Consider the following 24,936-nt stretch of genomic DNA (forward strand, 5'->3'; position numbering starts at 1 on the left):
TCAAAAAGCTTCAGAGAACGCCGCCTTTTTGAAAAAAGGCGGCACCCAAAAACTTTTATTTTTTAAATACTTCTCGTGAAGTGCTTTCCGAGCCCGCCTCTCACGCACGCTGCCGTGCCTGTCCGGCCCGCCTGTCCGAAAGCGCCTCGTCCCAGGCAAGCTGCGCCTTTTCATGGGTTCTGATCGCCCAGTTCCGCATGGCGCGGGACATCATGCTGTGAAACCGGGAATTCGTATAAAGCTGTGTAAGAAGCTTCGCGGTGGCAGCAGGCGTTCTGGCGATCATGCCCTGAAGCGGAAGAGGAAGTGAACCGGTCTCCGCTTTCGTCAGACCCGTGAACACAACCGGCACACCCGTTGCGGCAAGGTCCATGATCTGCGGCGTGACGCCGTGATCCGCGCCCGGAAGAACGAGACCCGCGCGGGCGGAAAAGCAGAGCGCTCCGTCGTGTAACAGCGCCGCGTCGGGACAGCCGGTCCTGAGATGCGGCAGGATCGTCGCCCGGAAATAATCCTCACAGGCGCAGCGGAGATGTTCGTTCGGGCTCCCGGTAAGAAAAATCCCTGACGTGCCGTCGAAAGACTGCGCTGCACGAATGTCCTGATTGCCCAGCACAGGCAGGGTGACGATCCGGGCGCGGGGATAGCGCCGCTCCAGTTCTTCCGCGTCCTGAGAGGAGGACGGCAGAAATGTATCGACAGAGAAAACAACACCGGAGGGCGGGAACAGGCTCACGTTCCGCGCGGCGGGAGCACTTCTGCTGAGAGGAATACGCGGAATCATCAGCAGGCGGGCATGCGGCATTTCGGCACGGATCAGCGCCTGATAACGCCTTGTGAGCTCCGCGCTGTCGATAACGACCCGATCGAACGCATCGTGATAACGCCGCAGCATATCCTCGACGCTGGTGACAAAAGGCGCACCGCAGACAGTAACGCCAGGGGCTTCGAGATCTTCCCGCACCGCCGCCGGAATCCGGGTCGGGTCCGCCGGAACGATGGTGACATCATAACCGGCTTTGCGCATGAACCGCATGTGCTGACGCAGGCCGGTAGTGACGTCGCCGGGAGCGCAGCTCTCCAGGACGGTGGTAATGACGAGGGCGCGTTTCGCTCTGGCCGGAAGGCGTATGCCCGTGCGGCGCGCTTCACGGACGGCGAGTTCGGTCTCCAGCCTTTCCGTCCGCTCTCCGGCCTCAGCCGTCGCGAGAAAATCAGCCTGGCTTCTCAGGAAATGAATGATCCGGGCGCGTTCCTCGCTGTCTCCGGCCGCGCTCGCGGCGCGGCTAACAAGAGTTTCGAGATCGGCGCCGAAGCTGTTTTCGGGCTCGATGACAAAGGGCGAGCCATACAGATCGGCGCCGTCGACCGCACGGCAGATCCGGATGACATGCCGCTCCGCCGGTGACAGGGCGCATGGAAAGAGGACATGGAAACCATGCCGCCCGTCGCCGATGGAGTGACTGACCAGATCGGGCCTGTGACGGTTCGCCACGGTGGAACAGATGCGCCGGTCATTGAGAAACACGTCGAGCGTCACAGGGGCCGGCTGATCCGGCCCATTCCACGCCCACCCCCGCGCATCCCTGCGGGTGACATTGTCGAGATAACCCTGAACCGGTGTCAAAGGGGCGGCTTCCTGTGTCACGTGGCGTTCTTCGCTGTCCGGATAAGGCGCTTCCGGGTCCGCCGAAGCCCCGTGAGCGGGCGCGACATAGACGAAAGAGCCGGCCAGGAGCGCGTTATCGGCAGCGCGCCTGAGCTCGATGAGATGAGCGTGACCGGGATCAGGCAATGCGCCGACAGGATCGTCGAAACCGAACACGCGGGACCCGCCCGGACGGAACTCCGAAGAGCTCTCGCCGGCGACAATGGTTTTCAGAGGAACGCCGTTATCGAGAACGGTCACTTCAACAAAGGCTTCCGCATCTCCGGCCGCACGGACCCATCCTCTGAGGCGCCCGCCGGCAGACGTCTCAAGCCAGCCCGCGGTAACAATGCCGGAACCTGCGCCCGCGCCGGAACCGGCCCGCCTCTCCGCCTCATGACCGCGCCCCAGGTTATTGCGGATGATTTCGAGTTCCGGACCGTCCTCGATGCGCGGCGCGCAGTAAAGAGCAGGCGGATCGACATGATCCGGGTAAAGCTCAGCGAACTCCGCCGCATTCTGGAACAGGAAACGGCCGCCATCGTTCACGAAGGTTTCCGAAGCCGCGCCTTCAGCCAGGATCACATCATGCGTTTCCAGCTCGATATGGAAATAATCGACACGGTCAAAGCGGCGGACCTGAACAATGGTGCTGCCGTTGACAAGCGCGCGGGCCGGAACAAGCACGCCATCGAGATACATGGCGTGAAGAGGAGACACCCAGAGATCGCGCGCCGGCAGATTTCCGCCCAGAGACCCTTTTCGGAAAACGACCGGCTGCACGGAGGGATTTCTCTGCGCGAACGTCCCGCCATAAACCCGCCGCCCGATCCACACCACCGGCCGGACGCGGCCCGACGCGGTGACGACATGATCGCCCCGTGACAGCGTTTCGACAGGGCGCTGTCCGTCGGGCGTCAGAATCAGGGTGCCCCGGCAGTAGCAGGGCGTGTCGTCACCGGCCGGGATGATCTGAATCTGTGTGAAATCCTGATCACTTTCCGAAACCTGAAAGGTCTCGTCCGCATAAGTGCCGGTCAGATCGAAACTGTAGACATGGCCGTTTTCTTCGGTGGAGAGAACGCCGGTCGCCGAATCATAGGAATACGTCGCGTCCGCGTTCCAGACTTCATCTTCCAGCAGAATGGTGCCGCCACTGAGGAAATCCGTGCCGCTCAGAACAGAGCCGGACCCGACCTCGATCACACCGCCCGATGAAAGCGTAAGCCCGTCCGCAGTACCGCCGGAATGCAGATCGAGCACACCACCGGCGCTGACCGTACCGGAACTGACCATGCCGCCATCGGCAATGACGGCGCTGCCACCCGAAGAGACTGTCAGACCGCTCGCCGTGCCCCCCGACCCGATATCGAGCAGGCTGTCGTCGGAAAGGGTGCCGCCGGTAAAGACGCCCCCGTCAGTGACTTCAATCGTGCCGCCACCGGAGAGACTCATGCCGGAAACGATGGCGCTGTCCAGGAGTCTGAGCGTGCCGCCGGACAGAAGATGCTCGTCGCCGAGCGTTCCCCCGGACGAAAGTTCGGCGACCCCACCAGAAGAGATCGTGACGCCGGTGGCGCTTCCGCCACTGCCGATATCCAGAATGCCGCCGGAAAGAATTTTGGCATCGCTGACAATACCGCCCGAGACCGCGCTGGCGCTCCCCTGCGCTCCCAGGGTGACATCGCCGGCTTCGGCGTCCGTGCTGACGGTAAGAAGCCCGTCGCTGACAGTCGCCCCGGAGAGGGTGGCATTGCCGGAAACAATGACCGCGCCGCCGGAATCAACGGTAACGCCGCTGGCGACAGCCCCCGTCTGCCCGAGTATGAGCTGCCCGCCATGAAGCATGGTCTGATAAGCGGACCCCCCGGCAACAATTTCCTCGCCGGAGCTGTAAACGGTCACATTGTCCGCGATGCCGCCGCTGCTGACCAGAAGCTCGCCGCCATCCTCGACGGTGACGCCGCTGACCGTTCCGCCGGACGAAACGGCGGAGGAGCTGGATGTCGTGGTCAGAACGGCCGCGAACAGACGGAACGCCCGGCTGAGAAGACCCGTGCCGGAGCTCTGCCCGGAAACCTGCGCCACCCCGCCTGAGGAAATCGTGAGCCCGCTCGCCACCCCTCCGGCGGCAACGGTTTCGCTCCCGCCGCTGAGAATGGTGGCGCTCCCCGCAGTGCCACCCGACGAGACCAGAACGGACCCACCGGAGGATATGGTGGCATCACTGAGAACGCCTCCGGAGGACACCGTGACAGTGCCCCCGGCACTCAGGGTAACGGCGGAGGCCGCGCCGCTGCTGAGAATGGTGACGGACCCACCGGAGGAAACGATGGTGCTGCTAAGAATGCCCCCGGAAGAAACCGTCGCTGTGCCTGCGGAGCCAAGCGTAATGGTTGCCGCGCTGGCGCCGTTACTGATCCGGAGTGTGCCATTGTCGATGGCGCCCCCTGTAAGGGACGCACTGTCATCCAGATCGATCTGCCCGCCGGAATCGACCGTATCGAGAGAAACGGACGCACCGGCTTCGGCAACGGAAAGGAACCCACCATGAAGGGTGATATCGGAAGCCGTTCCGCCTGAAACCGTTTCGCTGCCACCACTGAAAATGGTGGCGCTCCCCGCCGTTCCGCCCGACGAGATCAGAACGGACCCACCGGAAGAGATGGTGGCATCACTGAAAGTACCGCCGGAGGAGACCGTAACGGTACCGCCGGCGCTGAGCATAACGGCGGAGGCCACGCCGCTGCTGAGAATGGTAAGGGAGCCACCGGAAAGAACGTCGCCATCGCTGAACGCGCCACCGGACGAGATGAACGCCACCCCCGACGATCCGAGCGTGGTGTTGCTGACAGTGGCATCGTCCCGGGCGATAACGGTGCCATCATTGACGGTGCCGCTGTTTACCTGGCCGTTATCGATCCATACGGCGCCGGATGAGTCGATCAGAACCGTGCTGACGACGGCGCCACTGAGTATTCCGAGCGTGCCGCCATGGATCGTAGCATCTTCGGCAACACCGCCGCTCAGCATTTCGCTGCCGCCGCTGTAAACCGTGGCACCGACCACATTGCCGCCGCCACTTATGGCGAGAAGACCGCCCGACGAGACGACGGTGCCGCTGGCGATGCCTTCCTGCACAGAGAGGCCGCCGCCGTAAAGAACCTGATCCCCGGAGCCGACCCCGCCTCCGGAGACGATTTCACTGCCGCCGGAACCGATCTGTGTATCCGAGGCGAGACCACCGGAACAGACGGCAATGATGGCGCCCGACCCGGCGCCGGCGGAGACCGCGCTCCCGCCGGCAGAAAGGGTGAGCACGCCGTCGGCAAGGACGGTCGCATCGCGTGAAACCCCGCCGGCCAGTACGGTCTCGGCATCATACGCCGTAAGCGCACCGCCGGATGAATCCCCGATGTAAAAACCGTCGCCGCCAATAATGTCGTCTGCCGCAGTGCCGAGAACAGTCTCGCTGCCTCCGAGGCGGATCTGCGTAGCCGAAGCCGTCGCACCGCTTTCGACAGTGAAAACAGCGCGGTCAGCAGCCGTCACTGACGCGGCGCTGTCGAGAATGGTGCCCGAGACCAGGCTTCCCGACACCGCCGTCAGGCTGGCTCCGGCCTGGACAGCAAAGGCGTCCGCCACGCCGGCAATGGTGGCCGCCCCACCGGAAGAAAGGATCGCGCCGCCAGCACTGCCTCCGGCCCCGACAGTGACCATGTCGCCGGACGAGACCACGGCATCGCGGAGAACACCGCCAGACGAGACCACAGCGGAGCCGTCGGAACCAAGCGTGACGGTACTGACGACGGCCTCGTCGCCGACATGGACGGAACCGTCATCAATAACGAAACCGGAGAGAGTGGCACTGTCGGAAAGATCAATCTCTCCGCCTGAATCGACTGTTGTAACGATAACAACCGCATCCGCGCCCCCGACGGTCAGGAAGCCGCCGTCAACAGCAGTATCGTCGGATATACCGTCAAAAACAGTTTCGCTGCCGCCCGAGGAAATCGTGATACCGGAGGCCACACCCCCCGAGGAGACGCTCAGAAAGCCACCGGAAGAGACAGTCGCCGTGGAGAGAATCCCCCCGGAAGAAATGACACCGGAAGCAGCGGAACCAAACGCGGCGTTGCTGACAACACCCCCGTTCCACGCGGAGAGCGCGCCGTCACTGAGCGTGACACTGGTAACGCCAGCACTATCGGAAACGTCGATTTCGCCCCCGGACGTGATGTCCCGGATGGCAGCGACAGCAGTCTCCCCCTGAAGCGAAAGCATCCCGCCGGCAACAGTCGTATCATCAGACGTGCCATCAAGAACGGTTTCGCTGCCACCAGAGAAGATCGTGACACCGGAAGCGACGCCGTCCGGCCCGACGCCGAGCGATCCGCCGGAGAGGATGACAGCGCTGCCGGCCGTGCCGCCTGAGGAAATTCCGGCGGTTCCGGAAGACCCAAGTGTAAAACCGGTGATTTCCGCGCCGGATGTGACGCTGACAATGCCGTCGCCAATCGTGGCGCCGGTCAGGCTGGCGTTATCGGAGAGACTGATCGTCCCGCCGGAATCGACGGTGACGCTGCTGACCACAGCGCCGCTCTGTATGGCGCTCAGCTGACCGCCGTTGAGAATAATATCGACGGATGAGCCGCCGGTAATGATTTCCGTCCCGGAACCGTCAACGGTGACACCCGAGGCAACCCCGCCGCTGCTGACAAGCAGTTCGCCGCCGGAATCGACAGTAACATTGCTGACAGTCGCGCCCGGGCTAACGGATGAGTCCATGCCCGCATCAGCCGTAACGGCGGCGAACAGCTTCAGAGAGCGTTGCAGGCCGGCCTGGCCGGTGACTTCGGTGATACCGCCGGAAGAGATCGTAATGGTGGTGGCCGATCCGCCGGACGAAACCGTCATCACGCCGGATGCGGCAACAGTGATGTCAGTCGCCTGCCCGCCGCCAGAAACGCTGAGTACGCCACCGGAAGAGACATTAGCGGCGGAAAGAGTGCCGCCGGACAGGACATCGCCTGTGCCACCCCCGGACAAGGTGACAGTGCCGCCCGATCCGCCAGAGCCGATCTGCAGCGCGCCACCGGAAAGAACCGACCCGCTGCTGAACAAACCACCGGAGGAAATCAGCGCGACGCCACCAGACCTGATCATGGTGCCGGAGACGGCAGCACCGTTTCCTGCGGAGAGAGTGCCGTCATCGAGAACAGCACTGATCAGAGCAGCATCGCTGACACTGACCACGCCGGCTGAATCAATCAGGGCAGAGCTGATGACCGCGCCGGAAGAAGCGTCGAGAAGGCCGCCATGAACCGTGATGGTCTGAGCCTTGCCGCCGCTCAGTGTTTCCGTGCCGCCGGCGGAGACAACAGCGCCGGAGGTGACGCCGCCGGAGGTGACGGCTTCAGTTCCTCCCGAGAGGATCTGCGTGGCCGAGGCGACGCCAGCGGATGAGACGGAGACAGCGCCGCCCGATGAGACCGTCGCCGCGCTCAGCGTTCCGCCCGTGACACTGACGCGCCCGCCGATGGTCACGACGGTGCCAATAGCGGTTCCGCCGCTGCCTACGGACTGGACGCCGTCCTGCGTGATCGTCGCGGAAACAGCGGACCCGGCATTGCCGACAATCTGGGAGCCGCCGCTGATCGTCGTGCTGCCTGCGGTTCCGAAAACGGTTTCCGAACCCGCCGCGGAGAGAATGTCGCCACCGGCGATGCCACCTGAGTCGACCGTGAGAACGCCGCCGGAGATGATGGTGGTGCCGGTAAGGACACCGCCGGACAGGACGCTGGCCGAACCGCCTGAAAGCAGAGTGACTCCGGAAGCCGACCCGCTGCCAAGAACGCTGAGAGAGCCACCGGACGAGACAGTCGCGGTGGACAGAATCCCGCCGGAAGAAATGACGCCGGAAGCAGCGGACCCAAACGCGGCATTGCTGACAACACCCCCGTTCCACGCGGAGAGCACACCGTCACTGAGCGTGACACTGGTAACGCCAGCACCCTCGGAGACATCGATTTCACCCCCGGACGTGATGTCCCGGATGGTAGCGGTGGCAGCCTCCCCCTGAAGAGAAAGAGTCCCGCCGGTAACAGCAGTATCCTCCGACGCGCCATCGAGAACGGTTTCACGGCCACCGGCCAGGATGGTGGTGCCAGAGGCCACACCACCGGAAAGAACACAGAGCGTACCGCCAGAGAAGAGTGTGGCGTCGCTCGCGAGACCACCGCTTTCAACGTCCGCAATCCCGCCGAGACCGCCGCGCCGCTGAGAACCGCACCGGACAGGACATCGCCCGTGCCGCTCCCGGAAAAGGTGACAGTGCCGCCCGATCCGCCAGAGCCGATCTGCAGCGCGCCACCGGACAGAACCGACCCGCTGCTGAACACCCCTCCGGCGGAAATGAGCGCAACGCCGCCGGACCCGATCATCGTGCCGGAGACGACAGCGCCGTTCCATGCGGAAAGGGTGCCATCAGTCAGCGTGGCGCTGATCAGGGTGGCATCGCTGACGCTGACAACAGTTCCCGATCCGATCACGGCGGAAGTCGTGACATCGCCGTCAAGAACTTCCAGAAGACCACCATCAATGGTGACATCGCCGACCGTGCCGCCGGCCAGACTCATATGCGCAGCGCTGCCGGTAACGCCGCTGACCGTGCCGGCGCCGTCGACAGACAGAATGCCACCGGACGAAAGCGTCAGATCGCCGGCAGAGCCGCCGGCCAGAACGGTAATGCTGCCGGAAGTGACGATGCCGCCGGTATCCGTCCCGCCGGAAGAAACGGTTTCACTCCCGCCAGAGGCGATCCGCGTATTGCCCGCGATGCCGCCGGACGAGACCGTCATGGCGCCGCCGGAAAGAAGGGTGGCCCCGACAGCACCGCCGCCGCTGAGAACGATCTGCGCCCCGGCGCTGACGATGCCGCCGGAATCGGTTCCGCCTGACTGCACCGTTTCGGAAGCGCCGTTCTCGAACCGCACGGCGCTCGTCATGCCGCCGGATCGGACGTTCACGATGCCGCCGGACGAGACAACAGCGCTCACGGCGCTGCCGCCATAAAGGTCGATCAGGCCGCCGGAACTGACAATGGTGCCGGTCGCAACGGCGGTGCCGTTCAGATACTGAATGCCACCCTGAAACACAGTGGCGGAGACGGCGGAGCCGTCGCCATACAGCGCCTGAAAACCGGTGTGAACGATGGCGTCGGAAGAAAGGCCGCTGACAATCTCACGCGCCTGATCTGTGAGGATCGCCCCGGATTCGATCCCGCCTGCTCTGACCACAAGCGCGGCCTCTGAATCGACCGTCGCGGAAACACTCCGTCCACCACTGAAAATTTCCAGCTCACCGCCCGCCACGACCCGGGTCTGGCTGGCGATACCCCCGCTTTCGACAGAGATCCGGTCGCCGACATTCAGTGTGTTGTTGTCGACATCCAGAGTATAGGAGGAGCCGTCCCCGACTGTATCGTTGTCGGAAATACCGGAAATGTCCTCGAACCCGGTGTCCAGGATCTGATTTCCCGACGCGACCGCGCCGCTTTCAATGACAAGCGTTGCCGATGTCTGGCCAGAGCTGTCAGACAGCCCGGACACGATGACGCCGGACACCAGAGCGCCGCCGGAAGCGGTAAGCACCCCGCCCGCATCGATCCCGCCGCCGAGAGCAGCACCACCCGAACTGATAAAAGCCTGACCACCGGAAAAGACCGTTGCGGAGGAGAGAGTTCCGCCGGCGGAGATAACGGCGGAAGCAGCGGAGCCAAGCGTGGCGCTGCCGATGACACCCCCGTCCCAGGCCAGAACCGTGCCGTCACTGAGAGTCAGGCTGGTGACGGTCGCACTGTCCGAGACGCTGACCGTACCAGCCGAGGTGACATCCCGGATGGTGGCGGTGGCGTCTTCCCCCTGGAGAAACAATGTGCCGCCAGCAACGCTCGTATCGTCGGAAACGCCATCGCTGACAGTCTCAGTTCCGCCGGCAGAAATGGTGACACCGGACGCAATGCCCCCCGAACTGACAAAGACCTCACCGCCGGAAGAAACCGCTGCCGTCGTAAGAGTTCCGCCAGACGAGATAACAGCCGAACCAGCGGAGCCAAGCGTGACATCACTGACCGCGCCCCCGTCCCAGGCGGAAACAGCGCCGTTACCGACAGCAAACTGATCAAGCGTGGCGCTGTCCGAAAGGTCGATCGTGCCGCCGGACTCAACCTCCGTAATGGTGACGGCAGTGGCGCCCCCCTGAAGAGACAGCACCCCCCCGAGAATTGCAGTGTCGTCAGAAGTTCCGTCACTGACAGTCTCAGTCCCGCCAGCGGAAATGGCGATACCGGAGACAACACCCCCCGATCCGACGTCGAGCGATCCCCCGGAAAGAACGGTGCCGCTGCTGACGACGCCGCCCGACGAGACAGAGACAATACCCCCGGATAAAAGGGTCGCGGCGCTGAGGACTCCGCCGGACGATACCCGGGCATCGCCCCCCGCAGAGAGCACGACCCCGGCGGCGTCACCCGCCGACAGAATGCTGAGCGTGCCACCGGAAACCCCGGCACTGCTGAGCACAGCTCCGGTTTCGACAGTCACAGCGGCGTCAGGACCAAGCGTGGCGGTGATGACCTGCGCGGCGCCGGCAATATCGATCTGCGCGCCGCCGGTGAAGGTCGCGGACCGCATGGCCGCGCCGGAAGTGATGAGCGCACTGCCGCCGGAATCGATGGTGATGGCGCTGACAAGCGTGCCGGCATCGTATTCCGCGATCCCGCCGCCATGGATGGTCTGGCTGGTCGCGGTGCCCTGCGCCTCGACGATCTCAAGCGTGTTTCCGCTGAAAACCACGCTGCCCGCACTGCCGCCACTGACCTGCATCATGCCGCCCGACGAGACGGTCGTGCCCGTCGCGCTGCCGCCCGCCGCCAGGACGATCGCACCGCCATGAAGAACAGTGTCGGCCGAAGTCACACCGCCGGCGAACACGGTTTCACTGGCGGCGGCGGTCCACGCCCAGGGGCTGCTGACCGTCAGGCCACAGCCTGCGCTGCCAATGGTGTCGCCGCCCGCGTTTCCATAAACGCTGAGGCGGTCATCATCGGCGACCGACACCCCCGTCGCCCTGCCCCCGGCGGAGACCGTGACGGAAGCGTAACCCGCGCCACCCGCGGCGCTCCCGCTCAGAAGAGCAAGAGCGCTGGCGACCCCCCCGGACAGGATCGTGACGCCGGCAAACCCCGCGACAGCGCTGCTGAGAACGCCGCCGGACGAGACGGTGACGTTCGCCTGATAAAGCGCGGTCGTGCCGGTGGCGTCGGTATACTGCGCGCCGCCGCCGGAATTGATGCTCAGGCTGGTGGCGGAGCCGCCGCCCAGAATGACCAGCGTGCCCGAGACGGAACCGCCGGTCTCCCTCGCGCCTTTCGAGATCGTCTCGGTTCCGCCGGCTTCGAGATGCGTGGCGCTGGCGACACCCCCGGCCGAAAGGGTGATATGGCCACCGCTGAGCACCGTGGTTTTCACCGCCGTGCCGGCGACCGACTGGGTCGCCCCGCCGGACACCACGGCCGCGCTGGCGATTCCGCCGGCGAAGACGGTCTGAACGGCGCCGCCGGCAAGTGTGGTGGCGGTGCTGTAGCCGTAGGCCGAAACCAGCTCGGACCCGCCGCTGAGAATACTGGCGCTCAGGGAACGGCCGAGACCCACTTCACTGAGAGTACCGCCGGCGGAGACTGTCGTGGCGCTGAGCAGTCCCTGGTAAGCCTCCGCGATGCCGTCGGATAAGACCGTCGCGCTGACTGCCGAGCCCTGCACATAGAGACCGACGTGGTTGATGACCGTACCGGAAATGGCAAGGCTTCCGGTTTCGCTTCCGGAGCTGACAGTCACACCCGAGGCGAAGCCGCCGGCATAGACGGCCATCCAGCTGTTGTTCAGAACGGTTCCGTACGCGCTGCCGCCCGCGCAGACGGACAGCACCGTATTGCTGAGGATCGTCGTGCCGCTCCACGCGCCGCCGGACGCGGCGGAGCCGGTGCCGGCTGAAATGGTGGCGCCGGCAATCGTTCCGCCGGAGGACGCCGTAACGACGCCCTGCGATACGGTGAGAGAGGACGCGACGCCGCCACCCGCAACGGTGAGAGTCGTGCCGTTGCCGATTGTGCCGCCGCTCAGGACAGCGCTGTTCGAAACGCTGATGACGGCTCCGGCAGCGGCGCCGCTCAGGGTGACGGAGCCCGTCGCCTGCTGAACCGAGAGCGTTCCGCCATGCACAACCGTGTTTTCGGACACGCCGCCAAGCACGGTTTCCGTGCCGCCGGCATAAAGCGCGGCATTGCTGGCGACGCCGCCGGAAGAAACAGTCAGCGCCCCATAGGCCGCGACTCCGGTTTCCGTGCCCCCGGCCAGCACGGTTTCGGAGCCGCCGGCTTCCAGCCGGGTTGCGCTGGCAGCGCCTCCCGCGGCCACGGTCAGCGTCGCTCCCGACTGAATATCCGTGCCGCTGGCGGTCCCCCCGCCGGAAATGACGACCGCACCGGCGGCGGAGGCGACCGTGCCCCTGACAGCACCCCCGGTCTGCAGGAGAGTGCCGCCGGAACTGACGATCGTGCCGCTGGCCGCGCCGGCTTCGACAGTCAGATATCCGGATGAGGCGACGGTGTTGGAGATCGCGACAGCCTGCGAGGCAATGAGAAATTCGAGACCGCCGCTGATCGTGAGCCCGGAAGCCGTGCCGAGGGTTGTCTGGAAAGCGCCCGCATTCAGCGTGCCACCCGATTCGACATTCCCGATGTCGAGGTAGATCTGACCATATGCGTCGACGGTCGGGTCGATAAGGGTCGCATCGGTGCCCGAAGTCCTGAGGATGCCGTCGGACAGAACCGTCGCGCTGACGGAGACGCCGCCCGAAAAGACATTTTCCCAGTCATAGACAAAGAACGAACCGGCGGTGTGGGTCGGGCCGGTATAAATCGAGTAAAAAGCGTCTCCGCCGATGACAGCGTCCGTCGATACGCCGGAAACATTTTCCCTCGCGCCATAACGGACGATGGTGCCGGACGCCGCTCCACCGGCTTCAATCGTCATGACGGCGTAATCGGTCGGGTTGCCGTCACTGCCCCTGGCCGAGGTCGCGCTGTCGAGAGTGGTTCCGCTGGCCAGGCCGCCGGAGGAGACGGTGAGTTCCCCGCTATGCTCCGTTGTGACGCCGTCCGCCACCCCTCCGGCCCCGATAACCACGCCTCCGCCAGCCACGATCGTCGCGCCGCTGATGACACCGCCACTGCTGACGCTGACTTCAGTGCCCGCGGAGACGGTGCCGGTGAAAACAGAACCTGACTGTACGGCGGAAGTCGTCATAAACGGGTCCGGACGGGGCTTTCAGAAGAAGGTTTCCAGGATCTCCGACATTCGGCCTGTAATGTTTACATTTAGTATATTTTTTCTTTTGACGACCGGATCTTCCCTGATTTTATTCTTCTTATTTATTGATTTTTCAGAATTTATTATGCGCGTCTGTTGCTGACCCGGCCGGATATGACCCGATGACGGAATGTCGGAACACCCCGGTTTTTTTTGATTGCAATTGAGAATTGTTTGCAATTAAGGTGAGGCATCACGACAGGGACGGGCCACTGGCCCGAAGGGTGCCATGATCGCAATTTCCGATGTTCTGAATGATTTGTCCGGTGACGAGCGGATGGCTGTCTGGATGCTGCGCTATTTCGTCGGACCGGGACGGCCCGTCTGCCGGCTGGGGCTCGGAGCCCTGGTCGATTCGTGTTTCCGGCGGGACGTGGAAACGCTCGGCGCCGCGTTCCGGACGGCGCTGGACCGCCTCTCCGGACTGGGCATGACGCCTCTGGATATAAGGATGCGCGGCTGCCGCGAAATCAGCACGACCGAGCATCAGCTGCTGGAGGCAACGGCGGCGGCGCAGAAAGGCGATGAATCGGCCGTAAGGTCCGCGCTCCGGCCCGTCTTCACCCACCACCACGTGCTCGCTCCCTTCGCCGCGGCGGTCACGCAGCTGGGCGCCTGCCTGGCTGCCGCAGGCTACTGGCTGCGCCGCAGCGCGGGCATGGGAACTGCCGGGGAGACGCTGCCGGCAGCGGCCATCGTCATCTCTGATGAAGAAGGAAAGAGCGCCGTGATGTCAGAAAATCATCATGGGAACAGTCGCCATGACACCTGTGGCGACATGCACGGCGACGGCCCCGTCGCGGCGGCGTCTCTGGTGACGCTCGCGCGCTGGCGCGGTCAGGACATGGGAATGACCCACGTCCTCTGGCCGCATGGCGCGACCCCGCGCAGTGTGCCGGTATGAGCAGTGTGCCGGCCTGAAAGTTCAGCCGCACAGTGCCCGGTTGGGAAGCCTCAGCTCTGCTCTGGAGCCGGCGCGGAGTTCAGGTGGATGTAGCGCTCGATGCCGACCTGTTTGATGAGGTCGAACTGACGGTCGAGGAAGTCCTCATGCTCTTCTTCGTTCTCAAGGATTTTCAGAAGAAGGTCGCGCGAGACGTAATCGCGCACGCTTTCGCAGTATGCGATGCCCTCGCGGAGGTCGCCGAGCGCCTTTTCCTCGAGCTTGAGATCACATTCGAGGATTTCCTTAACGTCCTGGCCCACCAGAATGGTGTTCAGCCGCTGCACGTTCGGCAGACCGCCAAGATAGAGAATGCGCTCGATCAGCCAGTCGGCGTGACGCATTTCTTCGATTGATTCCTCATATTCCTTCTTGCCGAGGAGCGTGACGCCCCAGTGGCGCAGCGTCCGGGCGTGCAGAAAATACTGATTGATCGCAGTCAGCTCATTGGTGAGCTGCGTGTTCAGATGCTCGATGACCTTCGGGTCCTTGATGGGCATTGCTATGCTTCCTGGTGGTTATGAATCAGGGAATATCCCGGCTTTACACCGGCTCCGCGCACGGGCGCAATCAAAAAATCCAGTTTTATCAAGACGATATAAGAAATGACTTGCATTCGCAAACAGGTGCCGAGCCCGGCGGGATCATGAACGGAGCGGCGGGTGCCGCAGCGGTATGCCACACGGGCATACCGCAATGCGCGCGCCACAATACCCTGACCTGCCAGGTCCGGAAGACCCTGTCCGCGAGACCGGCCCGGCTACAGGAAACAGGAGCGGAAACGGGGCGCTGATGCAACTTCCGGGAGGCTGGCTCATAAGAGTCTGTGGAGTATCAATCACAGAAGGACAGCCTCATGCCGGAATGCGTATTGCCCGATCACCTGATGACAGGAGACCACGAGCCGGTTCGCGGCGTCATTTTCGACATGGACGGGCTGCTTCTCGACAGCGAGACGCTGGCCATGGACGCCCTCGGTCTCGCCGGAAAAGAACTCGCGTATGACATGCCGGCGTCCTTCTGCCGCAGGATGATCGGAGTGCCGGCCGATGGCTGCCGCCGGCTGGTCCGGGAGACGTACGGCGCGGATTTTCCGATCGATCACTTTTTCGAACGGCAGGAAGTGCATCTGCGGCATCTGGTCGATACAGGACAACTGGCGCTGAAAAAGGGCGTGATCCCGCTGCTGGATCTGCTTGACCGGCTGGGACTGCCCCGGGCGATCGCCACTTCATCGAGCCGGTTCCGCACCGATCATCATCTGCAACTGGTGGGGCTTCTGGACCGCTTCGACGCGATCGTCACGCGCGATGATGTCTCGGCCGGGAAACCGTCCCCGGAACCCTATCTGACGGCAGCGCAGAAAATCGGCATTCCGCCGGAATACTGTCTGGCGCTGGAGGATTCACATTCCGGCGCCCGCGCGGCACATGCCGCCGGAATTCGCGTCATCGTGGTCCCGGACCTGCTGGAAGCGACCGATGAAATCAGAGGCAAGGCGCTGGCCGTGGTCGAGGACCTGACCGTCGTGCGCTCCTATATCGAGTACGCAACAGCAGCATAGCGTGCAGCGCGCCTTTTCCCTTTGTTTCAGAAATCTTTTTTGAATTGCAAAGACGTTTCTGATGGAGATTTTTCCGGAAAGCTTCAGGAGACGCCGCCTTTTTGAAAAAAGGCGGCACCCAAAAACTTTTATTGTTTTTTATCAAAGTTTTGTCGTGGGAGCCTGGCTGAGGTGAACAGATGAGCGGAACGCAAAAAACATAACATCATCAGTTTCTTATGAACGGTTTGTCCTTTTGAAGCGTTTGAAACAGTCTCCTGAACAAACCGGGATCAAAGGGACCGCGTCCCTTTGTGGGGTCCGGGGCAAAGCCCCGAAAAGCCACCGCCCCTGTATTTTCAAAGTATAAAAACCGTCTTTTACCCGACTCAGAAGCCTGCCCGCAGAAAATCCTGTAAATCATAAAAAAGTTTCTGGGTGCCGCCTTTTTTCAAAAAGGCGGCGTCTCCTGAAGCTTTCTGAAAAAATCTCCACCAGAAACTTTTATCGTTTTTACCACCCGGAAAAATCGTTTCACACGGCGGCAAGTTCGTGCAGCACGCCCCGCACATCATGATCGGTCAGACGGCGCAGCAGACTGGCGATGGCCGCGACCTGCCGGTCATGGTCCGGCAGCGGCGGTCCGAAAACGTCTTCCATGGCAAGGAAGGCCTCGACCTGACCGCGATGGTCGTCCCGCGCGGAAGCGCAGATCTGCCGGAGCATGTCGGCCCTCGGGTCGGTAAGGGAGATCTCCAGAGCCTCCTGCTCATGCAGCGCGAACCAGCGGATCCAGCTTGCGATCAGCAGCCTGGCGCCCGGCACCGGACGTCCCGCCGCGATGTTGCTCCGCATCGGCCTGATGACCCGCGCCGCCATTTTGGCCGACCCGTTCCGGCCGATCCGTTCGGCCTCGTGAACAATTCCCGGATTGCGAAACCGCTGCAGAAGATCCCGAGTGTAGCGATCGAGTTCTGAAGCAGGCAGATCGACATCCGCCGTCTGTTCCCCGCGCATGAACCGGGCGGTGATGCGGCCAAGCGCCGGATCACACACGGCGTCGGCAACCGTATTCAGATCCGCCAGGGCGCCGGCATAGGCGAGCAGCATATGAGCGCCATTCAGCATCTGGAGCTTGGCCCGTTCGAACACCTCCACATCAGCGACGAACTGCGTTCCGGGATGGGCTTCCCAGCGCGGTCGCGGGCCATCAAACGGACCGATGATCCACTGAAACCACGGCTCGGCCGAAATCGGCGCTTCGTCTGTGATGCCTCCGAGCAGCCGGCGGGCATCGTCAGGATCGCTGGCGGTGCTCACGGGGACGATCCGGTCCACCATGGTGTCGGGAAACTGCACCGTCGAGCCGATCCAGCCGGCGAGCGCATCGTCGCCCCGTAACGCAGCGAAATCCATCACGGCCTGACGAAGCGTCCCGCCATTATGGCTGACATTGTCGCAGCACAGAATGACCGGAGGCGTCTGACCGCGCTGGCGGACCAGGGCGAGACCGGCGGCCAGAATGCCGGGCGCCGTGCGGGGCAGCGCACCCGCCGTCAGATCGGTCAGAATGTCAGGCGCCGCCGGATCGAGCTGCCCCGAGGCTGTCAGATGATAGCCGCTGGCCGTGACCGTCAGAGTGACGATTTTCGTGCGCGGATCGGCAATGCGTTCCACAAGCCCGGCCTGCTCATCACCCGCGAAAACCGTTTCGCAGATGGCGCCCATGATGGAGGCGACGGTGCCGGCGGACTCCCGTGTCAGCAGGGTGTAGAGATTGTCCTGCTGACGGAGACAGATCGCAAGATCAGGGCGGCGCATCGTGGCGGAGACGATCCCCCAGCGCAGACCGTCTTCTCCCTCCCGGCCGATCGCGGCCTGGGTAGCTGTCGCCTGATGGGCGCGGTGAAAATTGCCGCATCCCAGATGAACGATGCCGGGCTGCAATCGTTCAGGGTCGAAGCCAGGCATATAAACGGTCGCGGGCACGGAAGGTAAAGCGTTCCGGTTCAGTCTCAAAACGACGTATCTCCCCAGTTATCAGGCCTGTCATCGGGCCAGCCATCAGGCGTGATCGTGAGAGATGCCGCGGCGTTATCGGATTTTCGGTTTCGCGGCCTGCTCTCTGCGTGTGCGTTCTGAACGGCAGGCACAGGCAGGGGTTCCGGTAACAGGCCGCGCGGAGAACACCGGATCAGGAACAGGAAGCGCCGCCCGGAAAGGCGGCATGCCAGAAAAAGCCGGCGTCGCAAAAGACCCGCGCGGGTCAGCCGGGAAGAGCGATCAGCCGGTCGAGGCTCCGGGCATCCGTAAGCGCCGCGGCTTTCTCCTTCGGAGTGAGCCGGGTCTCGGCATCCGCCAGCGACCGCGCTTCCTGAAGCTTGAGCAGCCCGACGAGACAGTCCGCATCGATGGGATCACCGGCACGGCGCGGGGGCGGAAGCATGGCCCTGTGACTGGCGAGCAGAGTTCCGTCCGCCCGCAGAGCCGCGAGCGCGTCATGCGGGCGGGCAGGCTCCGGCTGCGCCAGGGCATGCGCCGCTTTCACAAGAACGTCAGGCGGCGTCGTCTCTTCCGGCACGAGCAGAAGTCCGGCCCGGCGCAGGGCCAGACCGGCATCGCGGCTCGCCGTCAGCGCCGCCAGCGGAATGGCGAGAACAAGACCCAGCAGAACCGGCGTCATCCAGAGAAACAGAGCGAGAGACACGGTCCAGGCGCAGCCGCCAAGGATGAGACCGAACACGGTGAAACGCCAGTAGCCCCGCGCAATCACGCCCAGCGGAATGCGTCCGTCATCGCGACGCTGGGCATTCCAGCCGGAATCCTGGCCACTGAGGATGGAGATGACACCACTGGTCTGAATCAGCATGGCAATGGGCGCGATCAGCCCGCCAATCAGGGTCTCCACCAGAATGGACGCCGCCGTGCGCAGCGCCCCGCCACAGCCCCGGAGCGTCGCCCTGTCGAACAGCAGCGCAATATAGGCGAACAGCTTGGGCGCAAGCAGAATGCCCATCGTGGCGATGAACATGAACTTCGCCTGAACCGGATCGACCTGCGGCCAGTGCGGATAGAGCGTCTTCGTATCGCCGAAATATTCTGGCCGCACGAAGCGGGCCTGCAGCGAAATCAGAATGCCGACCAGCAGAAACACCAGCCACAGCGGCGAGGTCACATAGGAGCCGATGCCCATCAGCATGTGCAGCCGGCTCAGCCAGTGCAGCCCCTTCGTCGGCACCACCTTGTAATGCTGAAGATTACCCTGACACCACCGGCGGTCACGAATGGCGACATCGGTCAGCGAAGGCGGGCTTTCCTCATAGGAGCCCAGCAGGGCAGGGACCATATGAATGGCCCAGCCCCCCCGCCGCATCAGAGCTGCCTCAACGAAATCATGGCTGAGAATATGGCCGCCAAACGGCTTGCGCCCCGGCAGATGCGGCAACCCGGCCTGTTCGGCGAAGGCGGCCGTGCGGATAACGGCGTTGTGACCCCAGTAATTGCTCGCCGCGCCATGCCACCAGGCAATCCCGTGTGCGATCAGCGGACCATAGACCCGCCCGGCGAACTGCTGCATCCGCGCGAACAGCGTCGTCCCGCCCGCAATCACCGGCAGCGTCTGAATCAGCCCGACCTCCGGATTGCGCTCCATCGCGGCGGCAATGCGCACCAGCGTCCGTCCGTCCATCACGGAATCCGCGTCCAGCGTGACCATCAGCGGATAGGCCCCGCCGAAGCGGCGAACCCACTCCCCGACATTGCCCGCCTTGCGTTCAATGTTCTTCGCGCGGCGCCGGTAGAAGATATGCGTGCTGTCGCCCGTCTCGCGGCGCAGGTCGAGGAAAGCGGCTTCCTCCGCCACCCAGACATCCGGGTTCGTGGTGTCCGAAAGGATGAAGATGTCGAACGCCTCAGCGCGGCCGGTTTCCCGCAGACTGGCATGGATGGCGCGCAGACCCGCCATCACCCGGTGCGGGTCTTCGTTATAGGTCGGCATCAGCAATGCGGTGCGGGTGCGCAGCGCCGGCAGCGGACCGTCCGGATGGATGCCAAGACCGAGCCCGCCCCGCGTCAGCAGCGAGAAGAAGCCGGCAATCGAGGAGGTGAAAGCCAGCGCGATCCACAGAAACAGGGCGACGAACAGCACCTGCATGATGACGCCGAGCACGGAGGCGCCGCTGGCGTCCAGCACGAGATGCATCTGATACGCGCCCCAGCCCGTGAGGGCCAGGGCGGACCCGATGACGGCGAGCCGCCGGAGCGCGATCAGCTTCGGCTCGGTCTCGGAAACCCTGTCGCGCCCGTGCAGATCGGGCGCGGCACGGAGATCCTGTGCCTCCATCGCCAGCGGCGCGCCCGGCGGGAGAGCCGGGAACTCCGTGAGCGGCGTGGCCGATCCCGTGCCGGAGACTGCTGTTATGGTGTCCACCGATATACCCACCGTTCTGAAACGGGACCCTGGTCATTGGCGAGGACGGCGCTGAGTTCCGCCAGTTTCGCATCGCCGGGCGCGAACTCGAACGTCGTGCGCCACCCGTTGATGTTCGGATTGGGCTCGACCACGACATTGCGGATCGTGCCGGCCGAAGCCTGCGGGATCAGATGGAACTGCGCGCCCGGCCCGGTATTGGCCACCGGCCCGCCGGAGAAGTCGATCGCGAAGAAGCGGTCTTCCTTATGGTCGGTCACGGCGCCGACGCGCGTCGCGCCGATCCGGGCCAGCTTCGTCGGGAACGGCGTGTCCCAGCCCCAGTACATCCGATAGGTGAAGCTGTATTCATGCCCGGCCTCCAGCGCCGCCTTCGGACGCCAGAAGGAGACGATGTTGTCATTGACCTCGTTCGGGGTCGGAATCTCGACCAGATCGACCGCGCCCGCGCCCCAGTCGCCGATCGGCTCGATCCACAGCGACGGCCGCTTCTCGTAATTGAGCGCCAGATCCTCGAAATCGTGGAACGAACGACGGCGCTGCATCAGCCCGAAGCCGCGCGGCGAAACGTCGGTAAAGGCGGACAGCTGCAGATCGAGCGGATTGCGCAGCGGCCGGTAAAGCTCCTGATCGGAGCCGGTCCAGATCTGCAGAGCCTCACTGTCATGCGCGGCCGGACGCCAGTCATCGATGTGATTGCGGTCATTGGAATCGAAATAGAACATGCCCGTCAGCGGCGCGATGCCGGATTCCTCGATCTTCACACGCGGGAAGAACGTGGACTGCACATCGAAAACGGTCGTCTCGCCCGGACGGATAGTGAAACGAAACGCCCCCGCGACGGACGGGCTGTCGAGCAGGGCATGGATGACCACAGAGTCCACGCCAGGCTGGGGCTTCTCCAGCCAGAAGGAACGGAACAGAGCGAATTCCTCGCCCTTCGGGTCACCGGTGCCATCGGCGAAGCCGCGCGCGGACAGCCCGTAATTCTGGTTCTTCGCGACAGCGCGGAAATAGGAAGCGCCAAGGAAGACGGCGCATTCCTCCATGACGCCCGGCGTATTGATCGGATACCGCAGGCGCAGACCGGCGAAACCGAGATTATCGGTGACGCGCAGCATGGAATCGCCATAGGTGAACAGATCCGGATTGTAGGGAACCGGCGCGGATTTGCCGTCCACCACCTCGAAGATTTCGATGCGCGGCCGATAGAGAAAGCCACGCGGAAAGAATTCGACATCGAAAGCAAGGTTCTGGCCGTGCCACAGAGCCTGATCTGGACGGTATTCGATCGAGCGGAACTGGTCGAAGTTCAGATTGTCGATCGCTTTCGGCAGAGACTGATCCGGGGCGCTGTAAGGTTTCGACGCCAGTCTGCGGGCAATCTGGGCGACGGTGCCGTTATCGAACGGAACAGGACCGGCGGCAGGCGCGTCGGCGGCTCTCGCTGAGCCGCTGAACAGATCGGCGGCGAGAGTCGCCATGGCGGCGCCCCCCGCCGTCCGCAGAAGATCGCGACGCAAAACTGAAGATGACACGCTTCCTGTTCTCCCGAATCTGTCCAGTAGTATTTTTACTGATTGTTACTCTGTTGCGAAGCTGCGGCTTTTTCAGGGCATCCGACCCAGGGCACCTGACCTGCGCATCCGGCCCGGGCCACCCGGCTCAGGACGCCCGCACAGACGGACCTTTCACCAGACCGGCAAGCGCCGTCAGCGAGGCCTCCGCGCCCGCCGTCGCCTCTTTTTCCGCCGCGCGATAACAGTCAACAACGGCCTGCCCGGTTTCGGACAGCCTCGCGCCCCCGCCTCCGCCAGGCTTCGTCTCGACCAGCGGCTTTGCGAACTGATTGTTCAGCGCGTCGATCAGCAGCCACGCCCGCCGGTACGACATGCCCATGGCCCGGCCCGCGGCCGAAATCGAGCCGGTGGACGCCACATGCTCCAGAAGCCTGATTTTGCCGTGCCCAAGGGTCGGATGCCCGTCCACATCGATCCGCAGGGTCAGGCGTAATGCTGGCGCCATCAGGGTTCCGTCTCCGTCGTCTTCCGTGCCGGGGCCGTGCTATGCGGCCGCGCCCCGGCTGTCGAGAGGAAATCGCGCATCCGGCCCATCGTTTCAGCTCTTCCCCGACGGGGCGGCCTGACCGGCCCGTCCACCGGCCCGTCCACCGGTCTTCTCACCGCTGTCCCCGCCGCTATTCCCACCGGTCTCCCCGCTGGCCGGCGCACTGGTGAGGAAGCCGATAAAGGTCGTCATATCCGAGCGCAGGATGCGCAGGATGAAACGCCACTCAGGCGCGTCCGTGACTTCCCCCCTCGGAATCACCGCGATCGCCTCCCGCGCATGGTCCTCCGATAACGGGCGGCCATGCGCCTGTTCGTCACACAGCCCGGCGATATGATCCAGGGCGGAGACGAGCCCGCGCACCAGAATCTGGGCGTCCCGGGCGTCATGCACCGGGCTGGCGAGCGCCGTCCGGGCAAAAACCATCGCATCGGTCTGAAGCTGCTGCAGCGCCTGAGGCAGAGCCGCCAGCATCGGATCGCGTTTCTCAAGGCTCGTCCATCGCTCGCGGCGGGCCTCCCCGACATTGGCTGCAATAAGACGCAGGCACGTCGCGCTGGTGTCGTCCAGAGCCTGAATGTCATGCCAGCCGATGTCATGATGCGCCGCGCCGTCCAGGATCTCGCCAATGCCGCGGATCATGGCGGCGGCAAGCCGGAACGCGTCACGCCGGGTCTGTTCATGCAGAACGGCGAACGAGACGACCATCGAGACGATCACACCCGCAAGCACGCAGATAACGCGCTGGATCGGCACGAAAAAAGGAGAATTGTCGGAAGGAAACAGCATGGCGATCAGCACCGTGACCAGGCCGAGTCGCGTCTGCGGCTTCCAGGCCGCGAGCGCTGCAAGCGGAATAAGAGCGGACCACAGCGCCGCTTCCTGCGGCAGACCCATCTGCTGAAGGGTAATCGCCGCCATGCTCGCCGCCCCGCCGATCAGCGCGCCGAAAAGCTGGTTCCGCCCGTTCGAGACGGTTTCGCCAATGGTGGTCTGGGTGACGACAGCCGCCGTGATGAGCGCCCAGGCCGGGTCCTGCAGACGCAGCAGCAGGCTGAGCCCTTCCGACGCGCCGATGGCGATCAGCACGCGGAGCGCCTGCCGGACAATAGCGCCCGTCGATCTTCCTGGCGGCGTAATGACCATTCAGAAGCCCATGATCATACAGCAGCTGCGATCAGACAGCCCACAGGGGTCATCAAACCCGGCCTGTCCTCATCGCGCGCCGCCGTCAAGAGGAAACGGAACCCACCGCAGACCGTCCATGTCATGCACAAGCAGCAGAACGGAATGACGCTTTTCCTTCTGCGCGGTCTCAACGCCCTTTCTGAGCTCGGCCGGGCTGTTCACAGCCGTCTGCTGCACCTCGGTCACCACATCTCCGGGCTTCATGCCCCGATCGGCGGCCGGGCCGCCATCGGTGACATCCGTGACCACGACACCCTTCTGGTCATCGGAAAGATGGAATTTTTTGCGCGTCTCCTCCGTGATGGACGCGGCCCTGAACCCAAGCAGCCCCAGATCGACAGCCTTGTCCGATTTCGGAGCCTCCTGCCTGGCGGGCTTCTCGTCCGGATCGGTCTTCGACGGAGGAAGAGCTCCGATCGTTACAGGCACGTCGATGTCTTTCCCCTTCCGCCACACGGTCAGACGGGCCTGAGAACCAACCGGAAGATCGGCGATCAGGCGCGGCAGCGCGCGCCCCTCGATCACCTTGCCGTTCAGCTGCTGAATCACGTCGCCCGTGGTAAGCTGCGCCTTCGCGGCAGGCCCTTTGGGTTCCACTCCCGCCACGAGCGCCCCCTTCGCCGGTCTGAGACCGAGGCCATCGGCGATGTCCTGCGTCACGTCCTGAATCCGCACGCCGATCCAGCCACGGGACACCTTTCCGGTTTTGCGAAGCTGGTCGATGATCCCCTTCGCCTCATTGGACGGAATGGAGAACCCGATGCCGACAGACCCGCCCGAAGGCGAGTAAATGGCCGTGTTCACCCCGATAACCGCGCCATTCAGGTCAAAAAGCGGCCCGCCGGAATTGCCCTTGTTGATCGCCGCATCCGTCTGAATGAAATCGTCATACGGACCCTGATCGATATTCCGGCTGCGCGAGGACACAATCCCGGCCGTCACCGTCCCCGACAGCCCGAACGGATTGCCGATAGCCAGCACCCAGTTGCCAACGCGCGCCGTATCGCTGTCGCCAAAAGAAACAAAGGGCAGCGGCGTCGGACTGGTGACTTTCAGCACGGCCAGATCGGTGCGCTCGTCATGGCCGATGAGTTTCGCCGGCAGAACCGTGTTGTCCTGAAGCGTGACCGTGATCTTGTCCGCGTGCCGGATGACATGGTTGTTGGTGGCGATATAGCCGTCGGCGGAGATGATGAAGCCGGAGCCCAGCGCCTGCATCCTGCGCGGCGGCGAATTCGGCGCGTTCTGGCGGTTCATGAAGTCATGAAAAAACTTCTCGAACGGCGAACCCCGCGGGAAATCCGGAATCTGCGGCCCCTGCTCCTCCGGACCGTCCTCATCGTCTGAATCGCCGCCTTTCAGCGTCTGCGTGGTCGAGATGTTGACCACAGCGGGCAGCAGCCGGTCGGCGAGATCGGCGAAACTGTCCGGGACGCCATGCGTGCCCATGGTGACAGCGGGTCCCGTGGTGGCAGCGGCCCCCGGAGTGGCAGCGGGCGGCGCGCCCTGCTCCGCCCGCGCGACCGGGGCGAGCGCCGTCGCGGCCCAGAGAGTCGCGGCCCACAGAACGCCGGCGGCGCTGAGTGAAAGGACGGGAAAAGGACGGGGGACGGGCAGGCCTGGGAGGCGCATGAAGGGCAATGCTCTTTATCTGGGCGGACCCGGTCAGGGCCGTAACATTAAATCCGG

The 24,936-nt window shown here is 63.8% G+C and carries 10 protein-coding genes and 2 pseudogenes; 2 read left to right on the forward strand and 10 right to left on the reverse strand.

Annotated features, from left to right (window positions below; genetic code table 11):
* Positions 1-100: 100 nt before the first annotated feature.
* From GOB93_RS21515 to GOB93_RS21990, 3 genes and pseudogenes are all read right to left on the reverse strand, one after another.
* Positions 101-7,825, reverse strand: coding sequence for a Hint domain-containing protein (locus tag GOB93_RS21515; protein WP_338422339.1), 7,725 nt, complete (start codon positions 7,823-7,825; stop codon positions 101-103).
* Between the two features lie 39 nt (positions 7,826-7,864).
* Positions 7,865-8,119, reverse strand: a pseudogene (locus GOB93_RS22225) (hypothetical protein); the annotation flags it as partial.
* 323 nt (positions 8,120-8,442) lie between these two features.
* Positions 8,443-13,014 (reverse strand): annotated as a pseudogene (locus GOB93_RS21990) (beta strand repeat-containing protein); the annotation flags it as partial.
* A gap of 292 nt (positions 13,015-13,306) precedes the next feature.
* On the opposite strand from GOB93_RS21990, the gene GOB93_RS10140 reads away from it, so the two are divergent.
* Positions 13,307-13,981 (forward strand): hypothetical protein, encoded by a 675-nt coding sequence (locus GOB93_RS10140; protein ID WP_173583381.1) that lies wholly within the window; start codon positions 13,307-13,309, stop codon positions 13,979-13,981.
* A 50-nt stretch (positions 13,982-14,031) separates the two neighbouring features.
* Here the strand turns inward: GOB93_RS10140 and bfr are convergent, their stop codons facing one another.
* The gene (gene bfr / locus GOB93_RS10145; RefSeq protein ID WP_173583382.1) at positions 14,032-14,520 is read right to left on the reverse strand and encodes a bacterioferritin; all 489 of its coding nucleotides are present in this window, start codon (positions 14,518-14,520) and stop codon (positions 14,032-14,034) included.
* A 356-nt stretch (positions 14,521-14,876) separates the two neighbouring features.
* Between bfr and GOB93_RS10150 the strand changes: the two genes are divergently transcribed.
* A complete protein-coding gene (locus tag GOB93_RS10150; protein ID WP_173583383.1) occupies positions 14,877-15,584 on the forward strand; it encodes an HAD family hydrolase in 708 nt (235 codons plus the stop codon).
* A 513-nt stretch (positions 15,585-16,097) separates the two neighbouring features.
* Here the strand turns inward: GOB93_RS10150 and GOB93_RS10155 are convergent.
* The 6 genes from GOB93_RS10155 to GOB93_RS10180 all read right to left on the reverse strand — a co-directional run bounded on the left by GOB93_RS10155 (position 16,098) and on the right by GOB93_RS10180 (position 24,879).
* On the reverse strand, positions 16,098-17,552 hold the full coding sequence (locus GOB93_RS10155) for a mannitol dehydrogenase family protein (protein WP_338422340.1): 1,455 nt from the start codon (positions 17,550-17,552) through the stop codon (positions 16,098-16,100).
* A gap of 277 nt (positions 17,553-17,829) precedes the next feature.
* A complete protein-coding gene (gene mdoH / locus GOB93_RS10160; RefSeq protein ID WP_338422341.1) occupies positions 17,830-19,992 on the reverse strand; it encodes a glucans biosynthesis glucosyltransferase MdoH in 2,163 nt (720 codons plus the stop codon).
* Positions 19,980-21,476, reverse strand: a complete 1,497-nt coding sequence (locus GOB93_RS10165) for a glucan biosynthesis protein (RefSeq protein ID WP_173583405.1) — start codon at positions 21,474-21,476, stop codon at positions 19,980-19,982. Before GOB93_RS10165 ends, mdoH begins: the two co-directional genes overlap by 13 nt.
* A gap of 181 nt (positions 21,477-21,657) precedes the next feature.
* Positions 21,658-22,017 (reverse strand): winged helix-turn-helix domain-containing protein, encoded by a 360-nt coding sequence (locus GOB93_RS10170; protein ID WP_173583385.1) that lies wholly within the window; start codon positions 22,015-22,017, stop codon positions 21,658-21,660.
* Positions 22,018-22,110: 93 nt separating this feature from the next.
* Complete coding sequence (locus GOB93_RS10175) at positions 22,111-23,205, reverse strand: FUSC family protein (RefSeq protein WP_173583386.1); 1,095 nt, start codon at positions 23,203-23,205, stop codon at positions 22,111-22,113.
* Positions 23,206-23,274: 69 nt separating this feature from the next.
* A complete protein-coding gene (locus GOB93_RS10180) occupies positions 23,275-24,879 on the reverse strand; it encodes a DegQ family serine endoprotease (RefSeq protein WP_173583387.1) in 1,605 nt (534 codons plus the stop codon).
* Between the last annotated feature and the right edge of the window lie 57 nt (positions 24,880-24,936).

Origin of the sequence: Acetobacter musti, from assembly GCF_011516835.1 — a bacterium.
Taxonomy (GTDB): domain Bacteria; phylum Pseudomonadota; class Alphaproteobacteria; order Acetobacterales; family Acetobacteraceae; genus Acetobacter; species Acetobacter musti.